At 56.6% G+C, this 17080-nt stretch carries 16 protein-coding genes; 7 read left to right on the forward strand and 9 right to left on the reverse strand.

Annotated elements, in window-relative coordinates; genetic code table 11:
- Window positions 1-211: IS200/IS605 family transposase (tnpA, locus tag BMZ81_RS11240; RefSeq protein ID WP_143072775.1), on the reverse strand; the 211-nt coding region annotated here is incomplete at its 3' end.
- 194 nt (window positions 212-405) lie between these two features.
- Here tnpA and BMZ81_RS11245 point away from each other — a divergent pair.
- Window positions 406-597: a DUF6774 domain-containing protein gene (locus BMZ81_RS11245; protein WP_091132114.1), complete on the forward strand. Its 192-nt coding sequence runs from the start codon at window positions 406-408 to the stop codon at window positions 595-597.
- A gap of 7 nt (window positions 598-604) precedes the next feature.
- Here BMZ81_RS11245 and csaB read toward each other — a convergent pair whose 3' ends face one another.
- Entirely contained in the window at window positions 605-2830 is a 2226-nt protein-coding gene (gene csaB, locus BMZ81_RS11250; RefSeq protein ID WP_091132116.1) for a polysaccharide pyruvyl transferase CsaB, read from the reverse strand.
- Window positions 2831-2951: 121 nt separating this feature from the next.
- Here csaB and BMZ81_RS11255 point away from each other — a divergent pair, with 121 nt between their 5' ends.
- Window positions 2952-3440, forward strand: coding sequence for a DUF4330 domain-containing protein (locus BMZ81_RS11255; RefSeq protein WP_091132119.1), 489 nt, complete (start codon window positions 2952-2954; stop codon window positions 3438-3440).
- A gap of 71 nt (window positions 3441-3511) precedes the next feature.
- Here the strand turns inward: BMZ81_RS11255 and hydA are convergent, their stop codons facing one another.
- Entirely contained in the window at window positions 3512-4885 is a 1374-nt protein-coding gene (gene hydA, locus BMZ81_RS11260) for a dihydropyrimidinase (RefSeq protein WP_091132121.1), read from the reverse strand.
- A 240-nt stretch (window positions 4886-5125) separates the two neighbouring features.
- Between hydA and BMZ81_RS11270 the strand changes: the two genes are divergently transcribed.
- The gene (locus BMZ81_RS11270; RefSeq protein WP_091132126.1) at window positions 5126-7312 is read left to right on the forward strand and encodes a 5'-nucleotidase C-terminal domain-containing protein; all 2187 of its coding nucleotides are present in this window, start codon (window positions 5126-5128) and stop codon (window positions 7310-7312) included.
- Between the two features lie 74 nt (window positions 7313-7386).
- Here BMZ81_RS11270 and BMZ81_RS11275 read toward each other — a convergent pair whose 3' ends face one another.
- Both BMZ81_RS11275 and modB read right to left on the reverse strand, forming a co-directional pair.
- Window positions 7387-8430, reverse strand: coding sequence for a sulfate/molybdate ABC transporter ATP-binding protein (locus tag BMZ81_RS11275; RefSeq protein ID WP_091132128.1), 1044 nt, complete (start codon window positions 8428-8430; stop codon window positions 7387-7389).
- On the reverse strand, window positions 8430-9107 hold the full coding sequence (gene modB, locus BMZ81_RS11280) for a molybdate ABC transporter permease subunit (RefSeq protein WP_091132130.1): 678 nt from the start codon (window positions 9105-9107) through the stop codon (window positions 8430-8432). Before modB ends, BMZ81_RS11275 begins: the two co-directional genes overlap by 1 nt.
- Window positions 9108-9251: 144 nt before the next feature.
- Between modB and BMZ81_RS11285 the strand changes: the two genes are divergently transcribed.
- Window positions 9252-10304 (forward strand): helix-turn-helix domain-containing protein, encoded by a 1053-nt coding sequence (locus BMZ81_RS11285; RefSeq protein WP_177187298.1) that lies wholly within the window; start codon window positions 9252-9254, stop codon window positions 10302-10304.
- Window positions 10305-10420: 116 nt separating this feature from the next.
- Here the strand turns inward: BMZ81_RS11285 and modA are convergent, their stop codons facing one another.
- Window positions 10421-11287: a molybdate ABC transporter substrate-binding protein gene (modA, locus tag BMZ81_RS11290; protein WP_091132135.1), complete on the reverse strand. Its 867-nt coding sequence runs from the start codon at window positions 11285-11287 to the stop codon at window positions 10421-10423.
- Window positions 11288-11422: 135 nt separating this feature from the next.
- Window positions 11423-12250, reverse strand: coding sequence for a molybdopterin-binding protein (locus tag BMZ81_RS11295; protein WP_091132137.1), 828 nt, complete (start codon window positions 12248-12250; stop codon window positions 11423-11425).
- A 168-nt stretch (window positions 12251-12418) separates the two neighbouring features.
- Here BMZ81_RS11295 and yqeC point away from each other — a divergent pair, with 168 nt between their 5' ends.
- From yqeC to selD, 3 genes are all read left to right on the forward strand, one after another.
- Window positions 12419-13087, forward strand: a complete 669-nt coding sequence (gene yqeC / locus BMZ81_RS11300) for a selenium cofactor biosynthesis protein YqeC (protein ID WP_091132140.1) — start codon at window positions 12419-12421, stop codon at window positions 13085-13087.
- Window positions 13078-13872: a selenium-dependent molybdenum cofactor biosynthesis protein YqeB gene (gene yqeB / locus BMZ81_RS11305; RefSeq protein WP_091132142.1), complete on the forward strand. Its 795-nt coding sequence runs from the start codon at window positions 13078-13080 to the stop codon at window positions 13870-13872. The genes yqeC and yqeB overlap by 10 nt, the downstream gene beginning before the upstream one ends.
- A gap of 123 nt (window positions 13873-13995) precedes the next feature.
- Window positions 13996-15036, forward strand: coding sequence for a selenide, water dikinase SelD (selD, locus tag BMZ81_RS11310; RefSeq protein ID WP_091132145.1), 1041 nt, complete (start codon window positions 13996-13998; stop codon window positions 15034-15036).
- Window positions 15037-15095: 59 nt separating this feature from the next.
- On the opposite strand, the gene BMZ81_RS11315 is transcribed toward selD, so the two are convergent.
- Both BMZ81_RS11315 and BMZ81_RS11320 read right to left on the reverse strand, forming a co-directional pair.
- Window positions 15096-16013 carry a ketopantoate reductase family protein gene (locus tag BMZ81_RS11315; RefSeq protein ID WP_091132147.1) on the reverse strand — a complete coding sequence of 306 codons (918 nt, stop codon included), beginning with the start codon at window positions 16011-16013 and terminating at the stop codon, window positions 15096-15098.
- Window positions 16014-16183: 170 nt separating this feature from the next.
- Window positions 16184-17071, reverse strand: a complete 888-nt coding sequence (locus BMZ81_RS11320) for a 4Fe-4S cluster-binding domain-containing protein (protein WP_091132149.1) — start codon at window positions 17069-17071, stop codon at window positions 16184-16186.
- Window positions 17072-17080 lie beyond the last annotated feature (9 nt).

Genomic DNA, 17080 nt, shown 5'->3' on the forward strand with positions numbered 1-17080 from the left:
GTGGGATACTCACCAGCATATGGATGTGGTCTTTACACGCCTCCGCTTCTATAATTTCTACTCCTTTGTACTCGCAGAGTTTTCGCAACATCATTCCTATATCCTGTTTGATCTTTCCATAGATGACCTGCCGCCGATATTTTGGGGCAAATACAATATGATACTTACATTCCCACTTCGTGTGTGCTAAACTACTTACATCAAGTTTCATCTGGACTTGATTCCTCCTTTGGTTTCTTGTTGACGGTTGGCAGACCATCTTCATCCTACCAAAGGAGGATACTTTTTTCTGTGCATAGCTAAAGCTTTTTGGAACCACCAGCACTGCTGGTGGTTTTCTATGTACAAAGAAAAAAGAGAGCGTATGCGCTCTCTTTTTTTCATAGAATGGCAGGGGGTGATGTAATGAACAACTGTGACTGTGACCCCTTGGCACTGACAACCGCCATCAATACACTGGCAGTAGCAATTGCAAAAAACCTGAAGGATGAGGACCTGGAGCTGACAGCAGCCGTTTTAACCCAGTTGGGAGATACGTTGGCTACCATTGCCATCCAGCGGGGAATCTGTTCCAGGCGGGAAGAAACGGAAGAATGAGGCGTGATTATTCCGCCAGAAGCCGCCGGGCCACATCCACATTCCGGCGCTCCATATCCTGCAGCCGGTGGACAGCGGCCTCCTGGGTCTCCGGGTGGGTGCTTTGGGCCACCGCATGGTCGATCATGATCCGAAGGGTATCTTCTGTCAGGGCATCCAGGCTGGCAAACAGCTCTTGGCCAATATACCGCAAAAAGGCGGAAACCTTTGGGTCATAGACCACCCCCACTAGTGGAATTCCCTGGCCGGCGGCAAAGATCAGGGCGTGCAGGCGCATGGAAACCACCACCTGCATCCGGCTGAGGGCGCCGATGATAGTTCCGGCGCTGCCGGCATCGTTAAGGAAATAATGCGGAGTATTCAGTCCGGCGGCAGCCATCTGGCCGGCGCTGGGATCCTGGTGCTTTTCCACTGCCACAAACACCGGCGTCAGGCCATAGGTCTCATAAGCATATTTTGCCGCGGCACCCAGCAAAGGGGCTTTTTCCTCAAAACCCTTCCACCGCCGCAGGGCAAAGCAGATATATCTCCCATGGGGCGGAATCCCTGCCCGCAGCAGAACACTGTCCGTTTCGTCACTGGCGGCTTTTTGCAGGGTCAGTGCTGGGTCTGCCGTCAACAAAATTTCGGGCTTGGTTACGCCCATGGCCTTCAACTCCTCCAGAGAGTCCGGCTCCCGAAGAGTGACGACATCCACGCTGCAATTGAGTACTCTGGCGGCTAATTTCCGGTGGCTTTCGCGCGTGACAGGGCCAATGCCGCAGCCGTACATCTGAACGCGGCAGCCGCACTTTTTGGCCGCCCGGATATTGGCCAGGTAAAACCACAAAGAACGCCGGGAGGTGACGTCCTGGATCAAACTGCCGCCGCCGTTGATGTAGAGACGGGCGTGGCGCATGGCCTTATGCCAGGAGATGAGAGCCATGCGGCTGACAGATCGGACCCGATACGTCAGCCGGGTGGACTTTGGATCCTTGGAGAGAACTGTCACCGGCATATCCGGGTCGATGGCGCGCATCTCCTGTAAGATTGCCTCCAGGATGGCGTCATCCCCGGCGTTGCCGCGGCCGTAGGCACCGCAGATCACAACACCATCCCGGGCTGCCTTGGGCCGATTGTGGCGGCGCAGAATCTCTTCGTAAATGTGCAGCTGTGTGTCCACGGTCTTTTGGATGGAGAACTGGGTGGAGGCCTTTTGATAGAGCTTTTCCCCCATGTCACAACGCAGGGCGTCGTTGCTGCCCAGAGTGGCCAGATACACGCCCAAAGTCTGCCAGTCACCGGGAGTGAAGAGATAGCCGTTTACATCTTGATCGATGAGGTAGGGAATACCGCCCACAGCAGTAGCCACAGTGGTAAGGTGAAACCGGGCACCCTCCGTCAAAGCATAGGGGAATGTTTCAGACAAACTGGTGAGCGCGTTGATGTCAAGGGCGGAATAAAAGCGGTCCATACCGCCGGAGATCCAGCCGGCAAAGGTGACCTGCTTTTCAACGCCAAGCTCTTTTGCCAGGTTACCCAGCTTTTCGCGTTCCTCGCCGTCGCCGGCAATCACCAGACGCAGACGGGGACATTTCGCATAACCGGCTGCAAAGCCGCGGATGAGTGTGGACATGTCCTTGACGGGATTCAGCCGGGCGGCAATCCCCACCACCACACTACGCTCGTCCACATCCGCACCGAGACTCCGAAGATAGGGGAGACGCTCCTCTTGCTTTGGTGCGGGGGTGAAATCCAGACCATTGTAAATGGCATAAAACCGGTCGGGCGGGAATCCCCGCTGGATCAAAAGATCCACCATGGCATCAGACACACCGATGCGGTAGTCCAGCTGCCGCAGAGCCCAGGCATTGATGGTGCCGAAGGTCAGACGGCTCATGGGGCGCCCCATATAGTCCAGCTTATAATCACTGTGAACCGTGGTCACCACCGGCAGGCCGGTGGGCTTTTTCAGCAGGGCGCCGATCATATTTGCCCGGGAGCCGTGGCAGTGGATGAGCTGATAGCCGCCCGCCTGGATATAGCGGGTCAGCTCCCGCCGAATCCGGAGAATATTATTGCCTCCGCAGATCATAGTGGGGATGCCAAGACTGCGGGCTTCCTCGGCGAAGGGACCGTCCCGGAAGCAAACCAGTTGGGCGGTAATGGTTCGATTGAGATTTTGCAGCAGGCTCAGAACATGAGTCTTGGCACCGCCGGAGTCGCCGCCGCTGATCAAATGGATTACCTTCATGAAAGGACCTTTCTTTCTTGAAAATATACTTGTGAAATGACGAAAAGTATTATACAATGTTTCCCGAACATTGTCCACAGAGAATACGGTGGGCCTGACGGGTCTGCTTATGGAGGAACACATGGAACAAAAAGCAAAGCGCATTGGAAAGCTGAATATCGTCGATCTGATTGCCATTATCCTGATTCTGGCAGTAGCTGCCTTTGGGGGCTATAAACTGATGAATCGTGGAGGCGGCGAAGGCGGTGAGGCCGCTGTGACCAAGGTCACCTATACGGTAAAGGTCGAGGGCGTCCCAGCGGAGTTGTATGAGAATTGCCAGAGCCACTTACCGTCTCCCCTGATGGCCTCGGGCGCATTGGTGGGCGGACAGATTGAGTCGGTGGAGAAGGAACCCTATTATGTTCTGGGACCCGATGGCCAGTGGGTGGAGGATCCGGAACATGTGACGCTGTACTTTACCGCCACCACTGAAACGCCGTCCGGCGAGGTGATGACGACGAAGGTAGGTGACCAGGAAGTCCGCATCGGAAAGACAGACTATATTCTCAAGAGCGAGTACATTGAATTCTCCGGCGGCACGATTGTGGATGTCCGCTGGGAGGAATAAGATGGGATAGCCAACCAAGCAGATAAAAAGGATCCCCCTGTTAAAAACAGGGGGATCCTTTTTCTGCATTTTCATAAGGAGCGTTTGCCCCGCGCCATATACTGGCCTTGCGGTTCCTGAACCAATACCCGGCCACTCTCCACGGAGAGCCGGCCCCGCAGCCAGACTTGACGAATCCCGCCGGAGGTGACGAAACCCTCATAAGGATTGTAGTCCACATTGGCAATACAATCCTCCGACCGGATGATGTGACTGGCACCGGGATCGTATACCACGATATCTGCATCGCTGCCCCGGCGCAGCAGTCCCTTTCGGGGATACAGGCCATATAGGCGCGCAGGATTCTCACACAAGGCTTTGCACATCTGGGCGGCAGAAATGCGCTTTTTGGCTACGCCGTAAGAGTAGATAAGCTCACCCCTGGTTTCTACACCGGGGAGCCCGCCTGGAATTTTCGTAAAGTCCTCCCGGCCCATCGCCTTCTGTTCCAACGTAAACGAGCAGTGATCCGTGGACACAGTCTGAATGGCGCCCTTCCGCAGAGCCTTCCAGAGATAGGGCTGTTCCGCCTTCTCACGCAGGGGAGGGGCGCACACATACCGGGCTGCAGCGGAGAATTCATCATGGAAGTACACGGACTCGTCCAGCAGCAGGTACTGCGGGCAGGTTTCCACATAAACCGTCTGTCCGCGCTTCCGGGCGGCTTCCACCTCCCGCAGGGCTTCCCGGTTGGTCAGGTGGACAATCACCACAGGGGTATCAGCCGCCTGGGCGATCCGCAGCAGACGGCTGACTGCCTCGGCCTCCAGATAGGGCGGGCGGGTCACCGGATGAGAGGCGGGGGAGAGCTTGCCTGCAGCCTTGCGCTCTGCAATCATGCCGTCAATAACGCCTGCGTTTTCACAATGGACCCCTACGATGCCGCCCAGCCGCCGCAGTTCCTTCAGTGCCCAGTACATATCCCGGTCACCAATCATCATGGCGGGATAGGTCATATACATTTTAAACGACGAGATACCGGCTGCAAACATATCCGGCAGCTCTGCCCGAATTCCCTCATTCCAGTCATCAATAGTCATGTGGAATCCGTAATCGCAGAAGGCTTTTCCATCTGCTTTCTGATGCCACAGATCCAGACCGTCATGGAGGGAGTCTCCCTTGTTAGGGCAGGCAAAGTCAATTACTGTCGTGGTGCCGCCCCGCAGAGCCGCCCGGCTGCCGGTATAAAAATCATCGGAGGTGGTGGTGCCGGCCACGTCTAAATCAAAATGTGTGTGGGCGTCAATAAAGCCTGGAAACAGCAGACACCCGGAGACATCCACAACCCGATCGGCTCCTTCCAGATGGCGGCTGATTCTGGAAATTTTTTCGTTCTCCATCAGGACATCGGCCCGCCGCAGCCCAGTACCGGAAACCACGGTGCCGCCCTTTAACAAGGTCTTCATTTAAGATTCCCTCCCTTTCTGCGGTTGGCGCCGCAAGCTGTTGCAACAGAGTATAGCACAGCACCACAAAAAATTCCAGAGAGAAGTGTGCGTGTTTGCCGCCTTGCTACAGAAAATATACAAAACAGACATCAAAATTTTTCTCCGTCCACGCGAATTTACCCTATCCATTCTCTGGAAATATGATATACTACAAATAACCGGGCAAGATTTTGCTCAATTTACAGAGGAGGTAGAAGAATGAAAAAGAAACTTTTGTCTCTGCTGCTGGCCGTGGCCATGATGTGCACATTTGTGGTCACCGCTTATGCAGACGAAACCACGGCCGCAGGCGACATGGCTGGCGAGATTGTCATCCTGCACACCAACGACGTTCACGGTGCCATCGATGGCTATGCCAAGGTGGCGGCGCTGAAGGACGCCTATGAGGCCCAGGGCGCCTATGTTCTGCTAATGGACGCCGGCGACTTCAGCCAGGGTGATCCAACGGTCAGTGTGTCCGAGGGTGCCACCGCAGTGGAACTGATGAATATGGCCGGCTATGACGTGGCCGCCCCCGGCAATCACGAATTCGACTATGGCTATGCAAACCTGACTGATCTTGCTGCGGAAGCCGATTTCCCCATCGTGGCGGCCAACGTGCTGTACAGGGGAAAGGTTGCTTTTACAGATAATGTGACGTTTACCGCCCCTGACGGAACCAAGATTGGCGTATTCGGCCTGAGCACGCCGGAGACTGCCACCAAGGCCCATCCTGCCAAGATCCAGGGCGTGACCTTCCTGGCCGGCCAGTCCATGTTCGACTGTGCCCAGGCGCAGGTGGATGCGCTGGAGGACGAAGGCTGCGATTATATCATCTGCCTGGGCCACCTGGGCATTGATGACGAGTCCACCGGGAACCGCTCCATCGACCTGCTGGAGGAAGTGGACGGCATCGACGTGTTCATCGACGGACACTCCCACTCCACTTTGGAGGATGTGAAGGAAAAGCAGGATGAGACCGATCTGGGAACCGACACCATGCTGACCTCCACCGGCACCAAGCTGGAGAGCGTGGGCGTGATCACCATTGACGCCAAGGGCGCTTTTTCCGCAAAGAACGTCTCCGTTGACGGCTTGGTAGCCGCCGATAAGGATGTGGCTGCCCGCGCCGCCGCCATCCAGAAGGAGATTGACGACGACTACGGCACTGTGTTTGCCAAGACCGAGGTGGAATTGGACGGTGTGAAGGCCAACGTCCGTACCGGCGAGACCAACCTGGGCAACCTGATTACAGACGCCCTGGTCTGGGGTGCCGAAGAAGCCGGCACGAAGGTGGACGCGGCCGTGACCAACGGCGGCGGCATCCGCGCCTCTATCCAGAAGGGCGACATTACCAAGAAGGACGTCAATACGGTTTTGCCCTTCGGCAATACCCTGAGCATCGTCAAGGTCACCGGCGCTGAGCTGCTGGAGGCCTTGGAGGCATCCACCTACTGCACGCCGGAGAGCATCGGCGGCTTCCCCCATGTCAGTGGTATTGTGTTTACAGTAGACGCCTCTATACCGTTTGATCAGGGAACCCAGTACCCCGGTTCCACGTACTATGCCCCCAAGACCATCAACCGCGTGACGATTCAGTCCGTCGGCGGGAAGGCCTTTAACGCAAAAACCGTTTATACCATCGCCACCAATGACTTCCTGGCTGCCGGCGGCGATACCTATTACGCCTTCAAGACCGCCAGCGTCAACTATGACCTGGGTGTATCCATGGACGAAGTGGTGATGAACTATATCACCGAGGAACTGAACGGCAAGGTCACCGCAGCGGATTACGGTGCACCCGAGGGCCGCGTTACAGTGAAGAAGGGCCTGCCCTTCACGGATGTTGCCGGGAATGCTTTCTATTATGATGCCGTGAAGTACTGCTATGACAACAATATCTTCAAGGGTATTACCGACACCAGCTTTGCGCCGAACTCCACGCTGACCCGCGGTCAGATGGTCACCGTCCTGTGGCGGATCAATGGATCCCCGGAGCCCAAGGCCACCAATCCCTTCGGCGATGTGGCAGCCTCCTCTCCATTTGTCAAGGCCATCGCCTGGGCGGCGGAGAACGGCCTGACCAACGGCACCACGGCCACCACCTTTGCCCCAAGCCAGGCCATCTCCCGCCAGCAGTTCCTGACGATTCTGTACCGGTATGCCAAGTTCATGGGCTATGACGTCTCCGTGGGCGAGAATACCAACATCCTCTCCTATGACGATGCCCTGTCCGTGGGTGAGTACGCCATGCCCGCCATGCAGTGGGCCTGCGGCTCCGGCGTGCTGGTGGCGGATAAGACGCTGCGGCCCACCGAACCGGCCCTGCGCTACGAGGTGGCGGAGTTCCTGGCAAACTTCTGCCAGAAGGTTGTCCCTGCTGAAACAGCGGAGAAGGCCGCCTGAATATCTGAATCAAACCAAGGCAAGCAGAAAAGCTCCGCAGGGATTTCCCTGCGGAGCTTTTTCAAAGGCTGCCGTCAGCACAGCAGCAGAATGTCCTGCGGTGCGATGGAGACGGTGAAATGCTGCTGATTGGGCGCGGCCTGCCAATCCTGCTTGGAAAGCTCCATCCGAAGAAGCGGCGCGTCCGGCCTGGAGCCGTCCGGCCGCAGCAGCACAATGGTGGAGAACACATCCTCCACCACCCGCGCCACCGCGCAGGGAAAGGCGTTTTCCGCCTGCGGCGGGGCAAAGCGGACATGATGGGCACGGACGCCCATGCGAGACACCGCCTGCGGTACCGGACGGCCGCAGGAGAGCGTGAGATTCCAATCCGGAAGAAGAATGGACGCTCCCTGGGGGATGGCGTCAGCATAGTTTTTGCAGCCGGAGAGACGGGCTGCGGCCTCGGTACCGGGCCGCCGGAAGAGCTCCTCCAGCGTGCAGACCGGCTGGGAGCGGCCCTGGTCAATGACACAGACACGGCTGCAGTTGCGGAAAATCTCATCCCGGTCATGGGAAACCCACAGCACGGTGCCGGGGAACTGGGCCAAGGTATCAGCCAGTTCCAGCTCCAGCTGATACTTCAGATAGCTGTCCAGGGCAGAAAAGGGCTCGTCCAATAAGATGGCCCGTGGGGATGCAGCCAGGATGCGGGCCAGAGCTGTCCGCTGCTGCTGCCCGCCGGAAAGCTGAGCCGGACGCTGCCCGGCCACGGATTCCAGCTGGAACTGACGCAACTTCTCCGCAACCACCGCATCCCGCGCGGTCTTGTCCCGGACCGCTGCGGCAATGTTCTGCCGGACAGTCATGTTGGGGAACAGCGCGTACTGCTGAAACAGGTATCCGATCTGGCGCTTCTGGGGCGGCAGATTGATACGTGCGGCACTGTCAAAAAGGGTCTGTCCGTCCAGAATAATCTTTCCTGCATCCGGCTTTAAAATACCGGCAATGCAGCGCAGGGTCACCGACTTGCCGCATCCGGAGGCCCCCAACAGTGCCAGGCGCTCATTCTCCGCCCGAAACTGAACCTCCAGGCGGAAGGAGCCCAGCTGCTTTTGAATTTCCAGGTCAAGGGCCATTATGCCGCCTCCTTCCGGGACTGCCGCTGCCGCGCCTCCAGCAGATTGACCGTCAGTAGAAAAGCTGCGGAGATGGCAATGTTGATGAGCACCCAGCAGAGCGCCCCGGCGTCGTCATTGGTGCGCCACAGCTGGTAGACTGTGGTGGAGATAGTGGCGGTGCGGCCGGGGGTATAGCCCGCAATCATGGAAGTGGCTCCGTATTCTCCCAGCGCCCGGGCAAAAGCCAGGACGGTGCCTGCCAGAATTCCCTGGCGGCAGTAGGGCATGCGGATGTGCCAAAAAATATAGGTATTGGATAGGCCCAGAGTCTGTCCAGCCTCGGCCAAGGTGCGGTCGAAGCTCTCAAAGGCGCCTCGGGCGGTTCGGTACATCAGCGGGAACGCAACTACAACCGTCGCAAAAATGGCGGACCACCAGGTCATCACCAGCTTGATTCCGAACGTCTCCAGGACCCAGAGACCCAAAGGGCGCTTTGGCCCCAGCAGAATCAACAGCAGCCAGCCCACCACTGTGGGCGGCAGCACCAGCGGCAGTGTTAAAACCACATCCAGCACCCCCTTGATAAGACGGGGGAGTCTGGCAATGTAATAGGCCGCCAGGATGCCCAGAAAGAAAACAGCGACCGTGGAGATGGCGGCGATACGGAGGGAGTTGTATAATGGATACCAGTCCATGGAAAGTCACCTCACAGGGAAAATTGAGTAACTGTTAAAAAAACATCTGAAAATGAAACAAACGCTCCATTGCAGACACGGCAGATGTTTGGTATGCTTCTTTGCGAAAGGGCCTTTCCAAACAAAGAAAAGGGGGAAAGCAGCATGCCGATATGCACGGTCATCCGCACAAAACGGCTGGAACTTGGGTTGACGCAGGAGCAGGTGGCGGAGCGGCTGGGTGTAACAGCTCCGGCAGTAAACAAATGGGAGAAGGGTACAACCTATCCAGATATGGCTCTGGTGGCCCCGCTGGCCCGGTTGCTGAGAACAGATGTCAACACCCTGCTGTGCTTTCAGGAAATGACGGAGCAGGAGATTGCGCAGTTTGCAAATGAAATGGGAGAGCTTGTCCGGCGGAAGGGATTCCCGGCTGCATTTGAGGCAGTGATGGAGAAACTGCGGGAATACCCCGCCTGCGATCAGCTGACCTATTCCATGGCCATGTTTCTGGAGGGTGCATTGCTGATGTCCGGCCTGGCCGGGGAGGAACGGGCTGCCTTCCAAAGGCAGATTGAGGCGCTTTATGAGCGTGTGTCGGACAGTGAAGAGCAGCAGATCCGGGATGGCGCGGCATATTTGCTGTCAAGTCGGGCAATTCAGCAGGGAGACTACCAGAAGGCAGAGGCCTTGCTGGATAGACTCCCGGAACGCAGCAGCCTGAATAAACGCCAGCTGAAAGCCAGCCTTTTGCTCCAAAGGGGTGATCCGGCAGGGGCTGCAAAATTGTTGGAGCGGACACTGCTGAATCTGACTCAGGAACTGCAAATCACGCTGCTGGGGCTGCTCTCCGCAGTACAAAAGGAGGGCGATCCGGACACAGCGGAAGAAATTACGGCGGCATACAGGGGAATCATCGACCAACTGGGGCTGTGGGAATATGGGAGATACGTGGCCGATTTAGAAGTGGCTGTGGGAAAACAAGACGCGGCTGGTGCGATTTCTATCCTGGAAACCATGCTGCAGGCGCTGTTGTCTCCCTGGAAGATGAATGAAGCGCCGCTGTTCCGCCATATCGCGCCGAAAGAGCAGCCAGTGCCATTTGGAACGGAGGCGCTGCCGGGCTTGTTGGCGGAGTTGGAGCACCACCCGAAGTATGAATTCCTTCAGAGGGAACCGGCGTTCCGGCAGCTTCTGAACCGGTATCAGGCCAAATGAAAATAAGTAAAACAGAGGGCGGGCAGATCTGCCCGCCCTCCATTTTACGTGATTGCCCGTCCGCTGGCAACCGTTTTCAGAAATGAGGTGCTCTGCCGGCGGAAGAAAGCACCAGATTACGCAAGCGGGGTAAAGCCAACGAACTCAAACACTGCCGCAGCGTCGCTGCCCGTCAGATAATCCAGAAAAGCCTTTGCCTCCTCGGGATGTGTGCTGTCAGAGAGGACGGCGGCGGGATAGATTACCTGCCCACACATCTCGGCAGTGGCGCTGTCCACCACGGTGAGGCCGGCGGAATAAGCGTCTGTGGCGTAGATGATGCCGCAGTCCACAGTGCCCTCAGAAACCTGGGTCGTGACTTCCTTCACGTTGGAACCATAGGTCAGGCTGCTGGAAATTGCGGATTCGTCCAGACCATAATAAGCGAAGATCTTCTGGGTGTACTGGCCCACCGGCACGTCACTGTTGCCCATCGCCAGCATCACATCGCCGCTCTTCAAAAGATCGGACAGCTGGTCAAAGGTCTCAATCCCTTTTGGATTGCCTTCCGGCACAACCAGAGTTACCTTGTTTTCCAGAAGGTCGATGCGCGTGTCAGCCAGCAGCATATCCAAGCCGTTGGGGTTCTTTTCCGTATCGTCCTTCAGCGTACCGTCCAGAGCGTTCATCTGCTTTTGCGCGGCAGAAATAAAGAGATCGCAGGCGGCACCGTTGGTGATTTGCTCCAGCAAAGTGCCGGAGGAATCGTAGGTGGGGATGATGGTAACATTGGGCGCAACATCTTTGTACGACGCAATGATCTGATCAACGGTCTCTGTCATAGAGGCGGCGGCGAATACGGCCAACTCCACGGGCTCGGCGGTCTGTGCTTCGGGTTCTGTGGGGGTGTCCGCCTCGGCGGGAGTGTCAGTGCTGCCGCTGCCACAGGCCGTGAGGCTCAGCAGCATGACAAGAGTCAGCAAGAGTGCAGTGAACTTCTTCATGTTTGATTTCTCCTTTTTGTTTTGACTTGCATTTTATGGAAAAATCCGCTATCATGAAACTTGCGCAGGATTTCGCGAAAGCGGAATTCTCCCAGGACGGACGTGGACTTTTAGCGGGGTACACGTCCGTCTTGTTTATTTTCCAAAAGGACAACTAGGCCAGTGGCAGGGCTTGCAGCCAAGACACAGGCCTCCTTCGCCAAGCTCCACCAGATCGGCCTTTGTCACCGGAACACCGGCGGCCACGCGGGGGAGAACCAAATCGAACACCGTGGCACCGGCAAACATCACGCAGCCTGGAAGTCCCATAACGGGAGTCCCGTCATCGTAATATCCCAGTAAAAACATGGCGCCCGGCAATACTGGAGCCCCATAGGAGACAATGCGTGCTCCGCTTTTCCGAATGGCGCCGGGTGTGTTGTCATCCGGATCCACGCTCATGCCGCCGGTGCAGAGAATCAAATCCGCACCACGCTCCCGCATTCCGGCAATTGCCTGGACAATCGCCGACGTATCATCACCCGGACGGACTTCAGCAATGGTTTCTATCCCGTAGGCTGCCAGCTTGTCCCCTTTCCGCACGGCGGTGTTGCCGCGGCGGGTGGCAAGCATGACATCATCCACGCTGTTCACGGCTTTCAGCCGCTGACTGTCCACACGAAACAGGCCGTCACAGGCCGCGGACAGCTCCAGCTTTCCTTCCTTGATCTCACTGCGCACCATATTCTTTGTTCCACAGAGGCCGGCCAGGCGAAGCGCTGCTTCATCCTCATGGACACAGCCCTCGGTCATCTCCCAGACATACAGGTGCGCCTTACCCATCGAGAGCAAAACCGGAATATCCGCCTGTGTGACAATATGGCCTTTGCGGAAGCGGGGGCCTTTATATGTATCTTTCACAATCTGAGTCAGATCATGGCACAAAACGTGACCGACTGCATGCTGTGTATCAATGCATTTCATGGCAGGCCTCCTCCCAGCGCGGTGGTCAATCAAAACAACCGTGATATTCAATTGAGATTAACGGTGATATTATAGCAGACTTCCAGAAAAAGTCAAGAGCCGATAGCTGGGCTTGACGGTGGGTATATCGGAATGCTATTCTATGAAAAGAAGAACGGAGGGGTTGAGATGGGGCTTGCAGATCTGCTGGAAATTCAACCCGGCGTCACGGCGGTGATTGGCAGCGGTGGAAAAAGTACACTGCTGCAGGCGCTGGGCCGGGAGCTGGCTGTGCGGAACCGGGTGCTGCTGTGCACCACTACAAGAATCCGCCCTTTCCCACAGATTCCCTGCGCCCGGACAGTGGCCGATCTGGAAGCACTCCGACGGGAACACCGCCTCTTATGCGCAGGTACGCCGGTTCCGGACAGCGGAAAGCTGACGGCACCGGAGAGTTCCGTGCTTCAGCTGGCGGCGTGGTTTGACTATGTGCTGATTGAGGCGGACGGTTCTGCTCAGCGGCCGATGAAAGCCCACGCCCCCTATGAGCCGGTCATCCCGGAGGAGGCAAACCAGATCATCTGCGTGGTGGGAGCCTCAGGATTCGGCAAACCCATTGTAGAGGCGGCCCACCGGCCGGAGCGCTACGCCCGTCTTGCAAATACTGAAGAGACGGCACCTGTCACACCGGAAACCGAGGCGGCGGTGTTGCTGGTGGAGCGGCTTCATCACCGGGTGCTGGTAAATCAGGCGGAGACGCTGGAGCGTCTGTACCTGGCCAGGGATCTGGCGGATCGGCTGGATTGTCCGGTTTTGGCAGGCAGTTTGCAGAGGGGAGTGTATGAGGAGTGCTTGTAATCATTCGCGGCGCCGGAGATATTGCCACGGGCATTGCGCTGCGCCTTTGGCGGGCGGGGATCCGGGTGGTCATGACCGATACCAAGCGGCCCACCGCCATTCGGCGGACTGTCTGTTTTTCTCAGGCCATTGTACAGGGGGAAACGACGGTAGAACAGGTAACCGCCCGTAGGGCGGAAGGAACCGACGGAGTTCCGGCCCTGCTTGAAGGACACCTGATTCCGGTGCTGGCGGATCCGGAGGGATCCTGCATTCCGGAACTGAAGCCGGACGCGGTGATAGATGCCATTCTGGCAAAAAAGAACTTGGGGACCAGCATGGCGGATGCACCGGTAGTCATCGGGGTTGGACCCGGCTTTACCGCGGGGCTGGATTGTCACGCCGTAGTGGAGACCATGCGGGGTCATTACCTGGGACGGGTTATTTATAAGGGGAGCGCCATTCTAAACACCGGGATACCCGGACTGATTGGCGGCTTTGCCGGAGAGCGGGTGCTCCGCGCCCCGGCAGACGGTGTGTTCCGCCAACTTTTGGACATCGGCGCCCAGGTGAAGATGGGCGATGTGGCCGCTACTGTGAATGGCAGTCCGATGGTTTGTACCCTGGACGGGATTCTGCGGGGAATTCTGGCGGATGGCACACCGGTTCACCGGGGCATGAAGGCCGGGGACATCGATCCCCGCTGTGAGCTGAAGCACTGCTTCTGCGCCAGCGACAAGGCTCTGGCGGTGGGCGGCGGCGTTCTGGAGGCACTGTTAAACCTGACCGGTGTACTGAGAAATTGAGCGGACTGTGTCTGCAGTGCTGTTGTGACCGGGCCAGACGCTCCCGGTTTTAACTGCCGGGCCGGATCGTTTTAAAAGAGAATTGCGGGGCAGGGAGTGTGACACTGTGAAAGGAGAACGGCAATGGCTGAAAATGAAGTAAAACTGACGAAGTTGGCCAAGTGCGCCGGTTGCGGCGCCAAAGTGGGGGCGGGTGTGCTGGCCCAATTGCTGGATGGCATCCGGGTGCATAAGGACCCCAATTTGCTGGTGGGCTTTGACAAAAGTGATGACGCCAGTGTCTATAAGGTCTCCGATGAACTGGCCCTGGTACAGACGGTGGATTTTTTTCCGCCGATTGCCGACGATCCCTATTTGTTCGGCCAGATTGCGGCGACCAACGCCCTGTCGGATGTATATGCCATGGGCGGAGAGCCGAAGCTGTGCCTGAATATCATGGCCATTCCGGAGAATATGCCCAGGGAGGCGGTGCACCAGTTGCTGCGGGGCGGCTATGACAAGGTATATGAGGCAGGAGCGCTGATTACCGGCGGTCACAGTATCTTGGACGAGGAGCCGAAATATGGGCTGGCAGTGACTGGTTTTGTTCATCCGGACAGGGTTCTGACCAACGCAGGCGCCAGGCCTGGGGATGTGCTGTTTCTGACAAAGCCCATCGGCATCGGCGTGTTGACAACGGCAGCCAAGGCGGATTTGCTGTCCTCAGCGGGAGAACAGCTGGCCTACCGGCTGATGACGACCTTGAACAAGTCCGCACGGGATGCCATGGTGAAGTACCGGGTGCATGCCTGCACAGATGTGACAGGCTTCGGCTTGCTGGGGCACGCCTATGAGATGGCGCAGGGCAGCGGCATGGAATTGGAGCTGGATACGGAGGCTGTGGACCTGATTCCGGAGGCATTGGAGCTGGCGGGAATGGGGATTCTGCCGGCCGGCATGTACCGCAACCGCACGTTTGCGGAGCCGGGAGTGGACGCGGGCGCAGTGGAACTGCGGAAACAGGATCTGCTGTATGACCCGCAGACGGCAGGCGGCTTGCTGATGGCGGTGGATCCGGCAGATGCGGACGCATTGTATCGGGAGTTGAAGAACTGTGTCCCAAGCGCCCAGCGAATCGGCATGGTCCGAGAATACCGTGGCGGAAAGAGAATTTTCCTGAAATAAGGATATGACAAGGCCCGTGCGCACGTTTGCGCACGGGCCTTGTTTTTAAAATGGAAGGTTTAGTATTGGCGTTCCATCTCCTGAACCTGATGGTAAAGCCAGTCATTTACCGGAACAGGGATGCTGTGCCTGGCTGCCAGATGGCGGATGGTGCCGGAAAACAGCTCTACTTCGGATTTGCGGAGAGCCTTGCCGTCCTGCCGCATGGAAGGCTCTCCATCATCGGGGAAGCTGTCCAGAATCGCGGTCCAGCTGGCCACATCTGCTTCAGAGAGGGGGATGCCTTCTGCATTGGCAACGAGAACCACTTCCCGCATGGCACCCAGCATGGCATCCCGGGCGGGACCCGGCTTGTGAAGGCCGCCGTAACCGCACTGGAATACCATAGCAGCCTGATTGCAGCCGACATTGCACAGCAGCTTGCTCCAGAGATGCACCCGAATATCCTCGGGCGTATTGTAGGGGAAGTGAATGGAGTCAAAGAAGGCTGTCAGGCGGCGGAATTGTTGGTTGTCTTGGTCTGCCGGCACACCCACGGAGAGATCGCCGATGGGATTGCAGATCACTTGGTTCCCGTCCTTTCGGGCAGACATCCGCTGAGCGGTGCACCAGACCACGTTTTCGGGGCAAAAAGCGGTGCCCAGAATTTCTTCGCTGGTGATCCCATTCAGCACGGAGAGCAAAATCGTGTCCGGCCCGACCAAGTGGCGGCAGGTGGAAATGGCATCCGTCAGCCCTCCGAATTTAACCGCAAAAAGAAGGAGATCTACAGGATCCGTGACGGAAGCCGCGTCAACGTAGTTGAAGTCACACAGGGTTCCATTGTACCAGATGCCATCCTGGCGGTATCGGCGAGTACGTGTGGGATCCGACAGAATCAAAACATGTTCCTTACCAAGGGCCTCCGTAAAAAGATGGGAGTAAAGGACACCCAGGGCCCCAAGGCCAATCACACCGACTGTTTTTACAGGCTTCATAGAAAGCACCTCCTGAAGTTGACATAAAATGAAACACCCACACAATCACGCATGCCATCATGTGCGGAGGCTGGAATTCCGAGCAGAATAAGCGAAGAAGTGGAAAGAAACAGACAAACCAACAAAAAGGCGGCGGAATCCTCTTCCGCCGCCTCTTAGATGTCAAAGCTTTACGCGATTCGGGCGAGCCACTTCAGATCATAGGGCTCAAATACAACTTTCTCATAAGCGTCCACATCCATCACGGTACCATCCCAGTCGGAATGGATTTCACCAGTCTGCTTGATGAGAATATCATACAGAATATCATAGGTGACACCGTCCTTGGGATCAGTCTCCACAATGGTGCTGTAGGGCAGTGTTTTATGATAGGTCAGTTCCATACCCTTATAATCAAAGTGGAAACCACAACGCATCCGGCAACCATCCAAACCAGTATAAGTGGCAACCTTCTTCAAATCGTGCAGGATTTTGTCATCCTCTTCATCATAGAGGTTCTCCGGGGTAGTGGCGGTATAGTCGAAGCGGAACTGAATAGAGGCACCGGGAATCTTGTGGAACCGCTCCATATAAGGAACCAGATCCTTCACCGGATAGTCCTTATACAGCACACAGTTTACACGAAAGGGGACTGGCAGACGGGCCAGCAGAGCGTCATTGGACTCCACCACATATTTCTGCATATGGCGAGAGACATTGATGCAGGTAATTTTATGCTTGTTCCGTTCTGTGAACGCGAGAATGTCATCCTCGGACTGATGCTCAGAAACGGGCAGGGTGGTGTTAATGAATACCTTATGCGTGGTAGGAATTTTGTCCAGCATCATCTGGAGAGCCTCCAGATCGGCAAAGGGCTCACCGCCAGTGAATACAAAATCGCAGTAGGGAGTGATGGCGTCCATCCGCTCAATGCTCTTGCAGATCTTCTCAGCAGAGAACCCATCCAAATTTGCGTATTCGCCTTTATTGATGCAGAAAGGGCAGTGATTTTTGCAGTCATAAGGGACAAAAATCGTAACAGTGGCGCCGCCTTCTCGCGTCTTATAGGGATGTTTCATGATATCGAT

Origin of the sequence: Oscillibacter sp. PC13 (assembly GCF_900115635.1) — a bacterium.
In the GTDB taxonomy this organism is placed as follows: domain Bacteria; phylum Bacillota; class Clostridia; order Oscillospirales; family Oscillospiraceae; genus Oscillibacter.

Excerpts from the sequence above, each read along its gene's own strand:
- modB (WP_091132130.1), bottom strand. The coding sequence starts at position 9,107 with ATGGACTGGTATCCATTATACAACTCCCTCCGTATCGCCGCCATCTCC.
- BMZ81_RS11315 (WP_091132147.1), bottom strand. The coding sequence starts at position 16,013 with ATGAAGCCTGTAAAAACAGTCGGTGTGATTGGCCTTGGGGCCCTGGGT.
- BMZ81_RS11285 (WP_177187298.1), top strand. The coding sequence starts at position 9,252 with ATGCCGATATGCACGGTCATCCGCACAAAACGGCTGGAACTTGGGTTG.
- BMZ81_RS11255 (WP_091132119.1), top strand. The coding sequence starts at position 2,952 with ATGGAACAAAAAGCAAAGCGCATTGGAAAGCTGAATATCGTCGATCTG.
- hydA (WP_091132121.1), bottom strand. The coding sequence starts at position 4,885 with ATGAAGACCTTGTTAAAGGGCGGCACCGTGGTTTCCGGTACTGGGCTG.
- BMZ81_RS11320 (WP_091132149.1), bottom strand. The coding sequence starts at position 17,071 with ATGAAACATCCCTATAAGACGCGAGAAGGCGGCGCCACTGTTACGATT.
- BMZ81_RS11245 (WP_091132114.1), top strand. The coding sequence starts at position 406 with ATGAACAACTGTGACTGTGACCCCTTGGCACTGACAACCGCCATCAAT.
- modA (WP_091132135.1), bottom strand. The coding sequence starts at position 11,287 with ATGAAGAAGTTCACTGCACTCTTGCTGACTCTTGTCATGCTGCTGAGC.
- selD (WP_091132145.1), top strand. The coding sequence starts at position 13,996 with ATGGCTGAAAATGAAGTAAAACTGACGAAGTTGGCCAAGTGCGCCGGT.
- yqeC (WP_091132140.1), top strand. The coding sequence starts at position 12,419 with ATGGGGCTTGCAGATCTGCTGGAAATTCAACCCGGCGTCACGGCGGTG.
- csaB (WP_091132116.1), bottom strand. The coding sequence starts at position 2,830 with ATGAAGGTAATCCATTTGATCAGCGGCGGCGACTCCGGCGGTGCCAAG.
- BMZ81_RS11270 (WP_091132126.1), top strand. The coding sequence starts at position 5,126 with ATGAAAAAGAAACTTTTGTCTCTGCTGCTGGCCGTGGCCATGATGTGC.
- BMZ81_RS11275 (WP_091132128.1), bottom strand. The coding sequence starts at position 8,430 with ATGGCCCTTGACCTGGAAATTCAAAAGCAGCTGGGCTCCTTCCGCCTG.
- BMZ81_RS11295 (WP_091132137.1), bottom strand. The coding sequence starts at position 12,250 with ATGAAATGCATTGATACACAGCATGCAGTCGGTCACGTTTTGTGCCAT.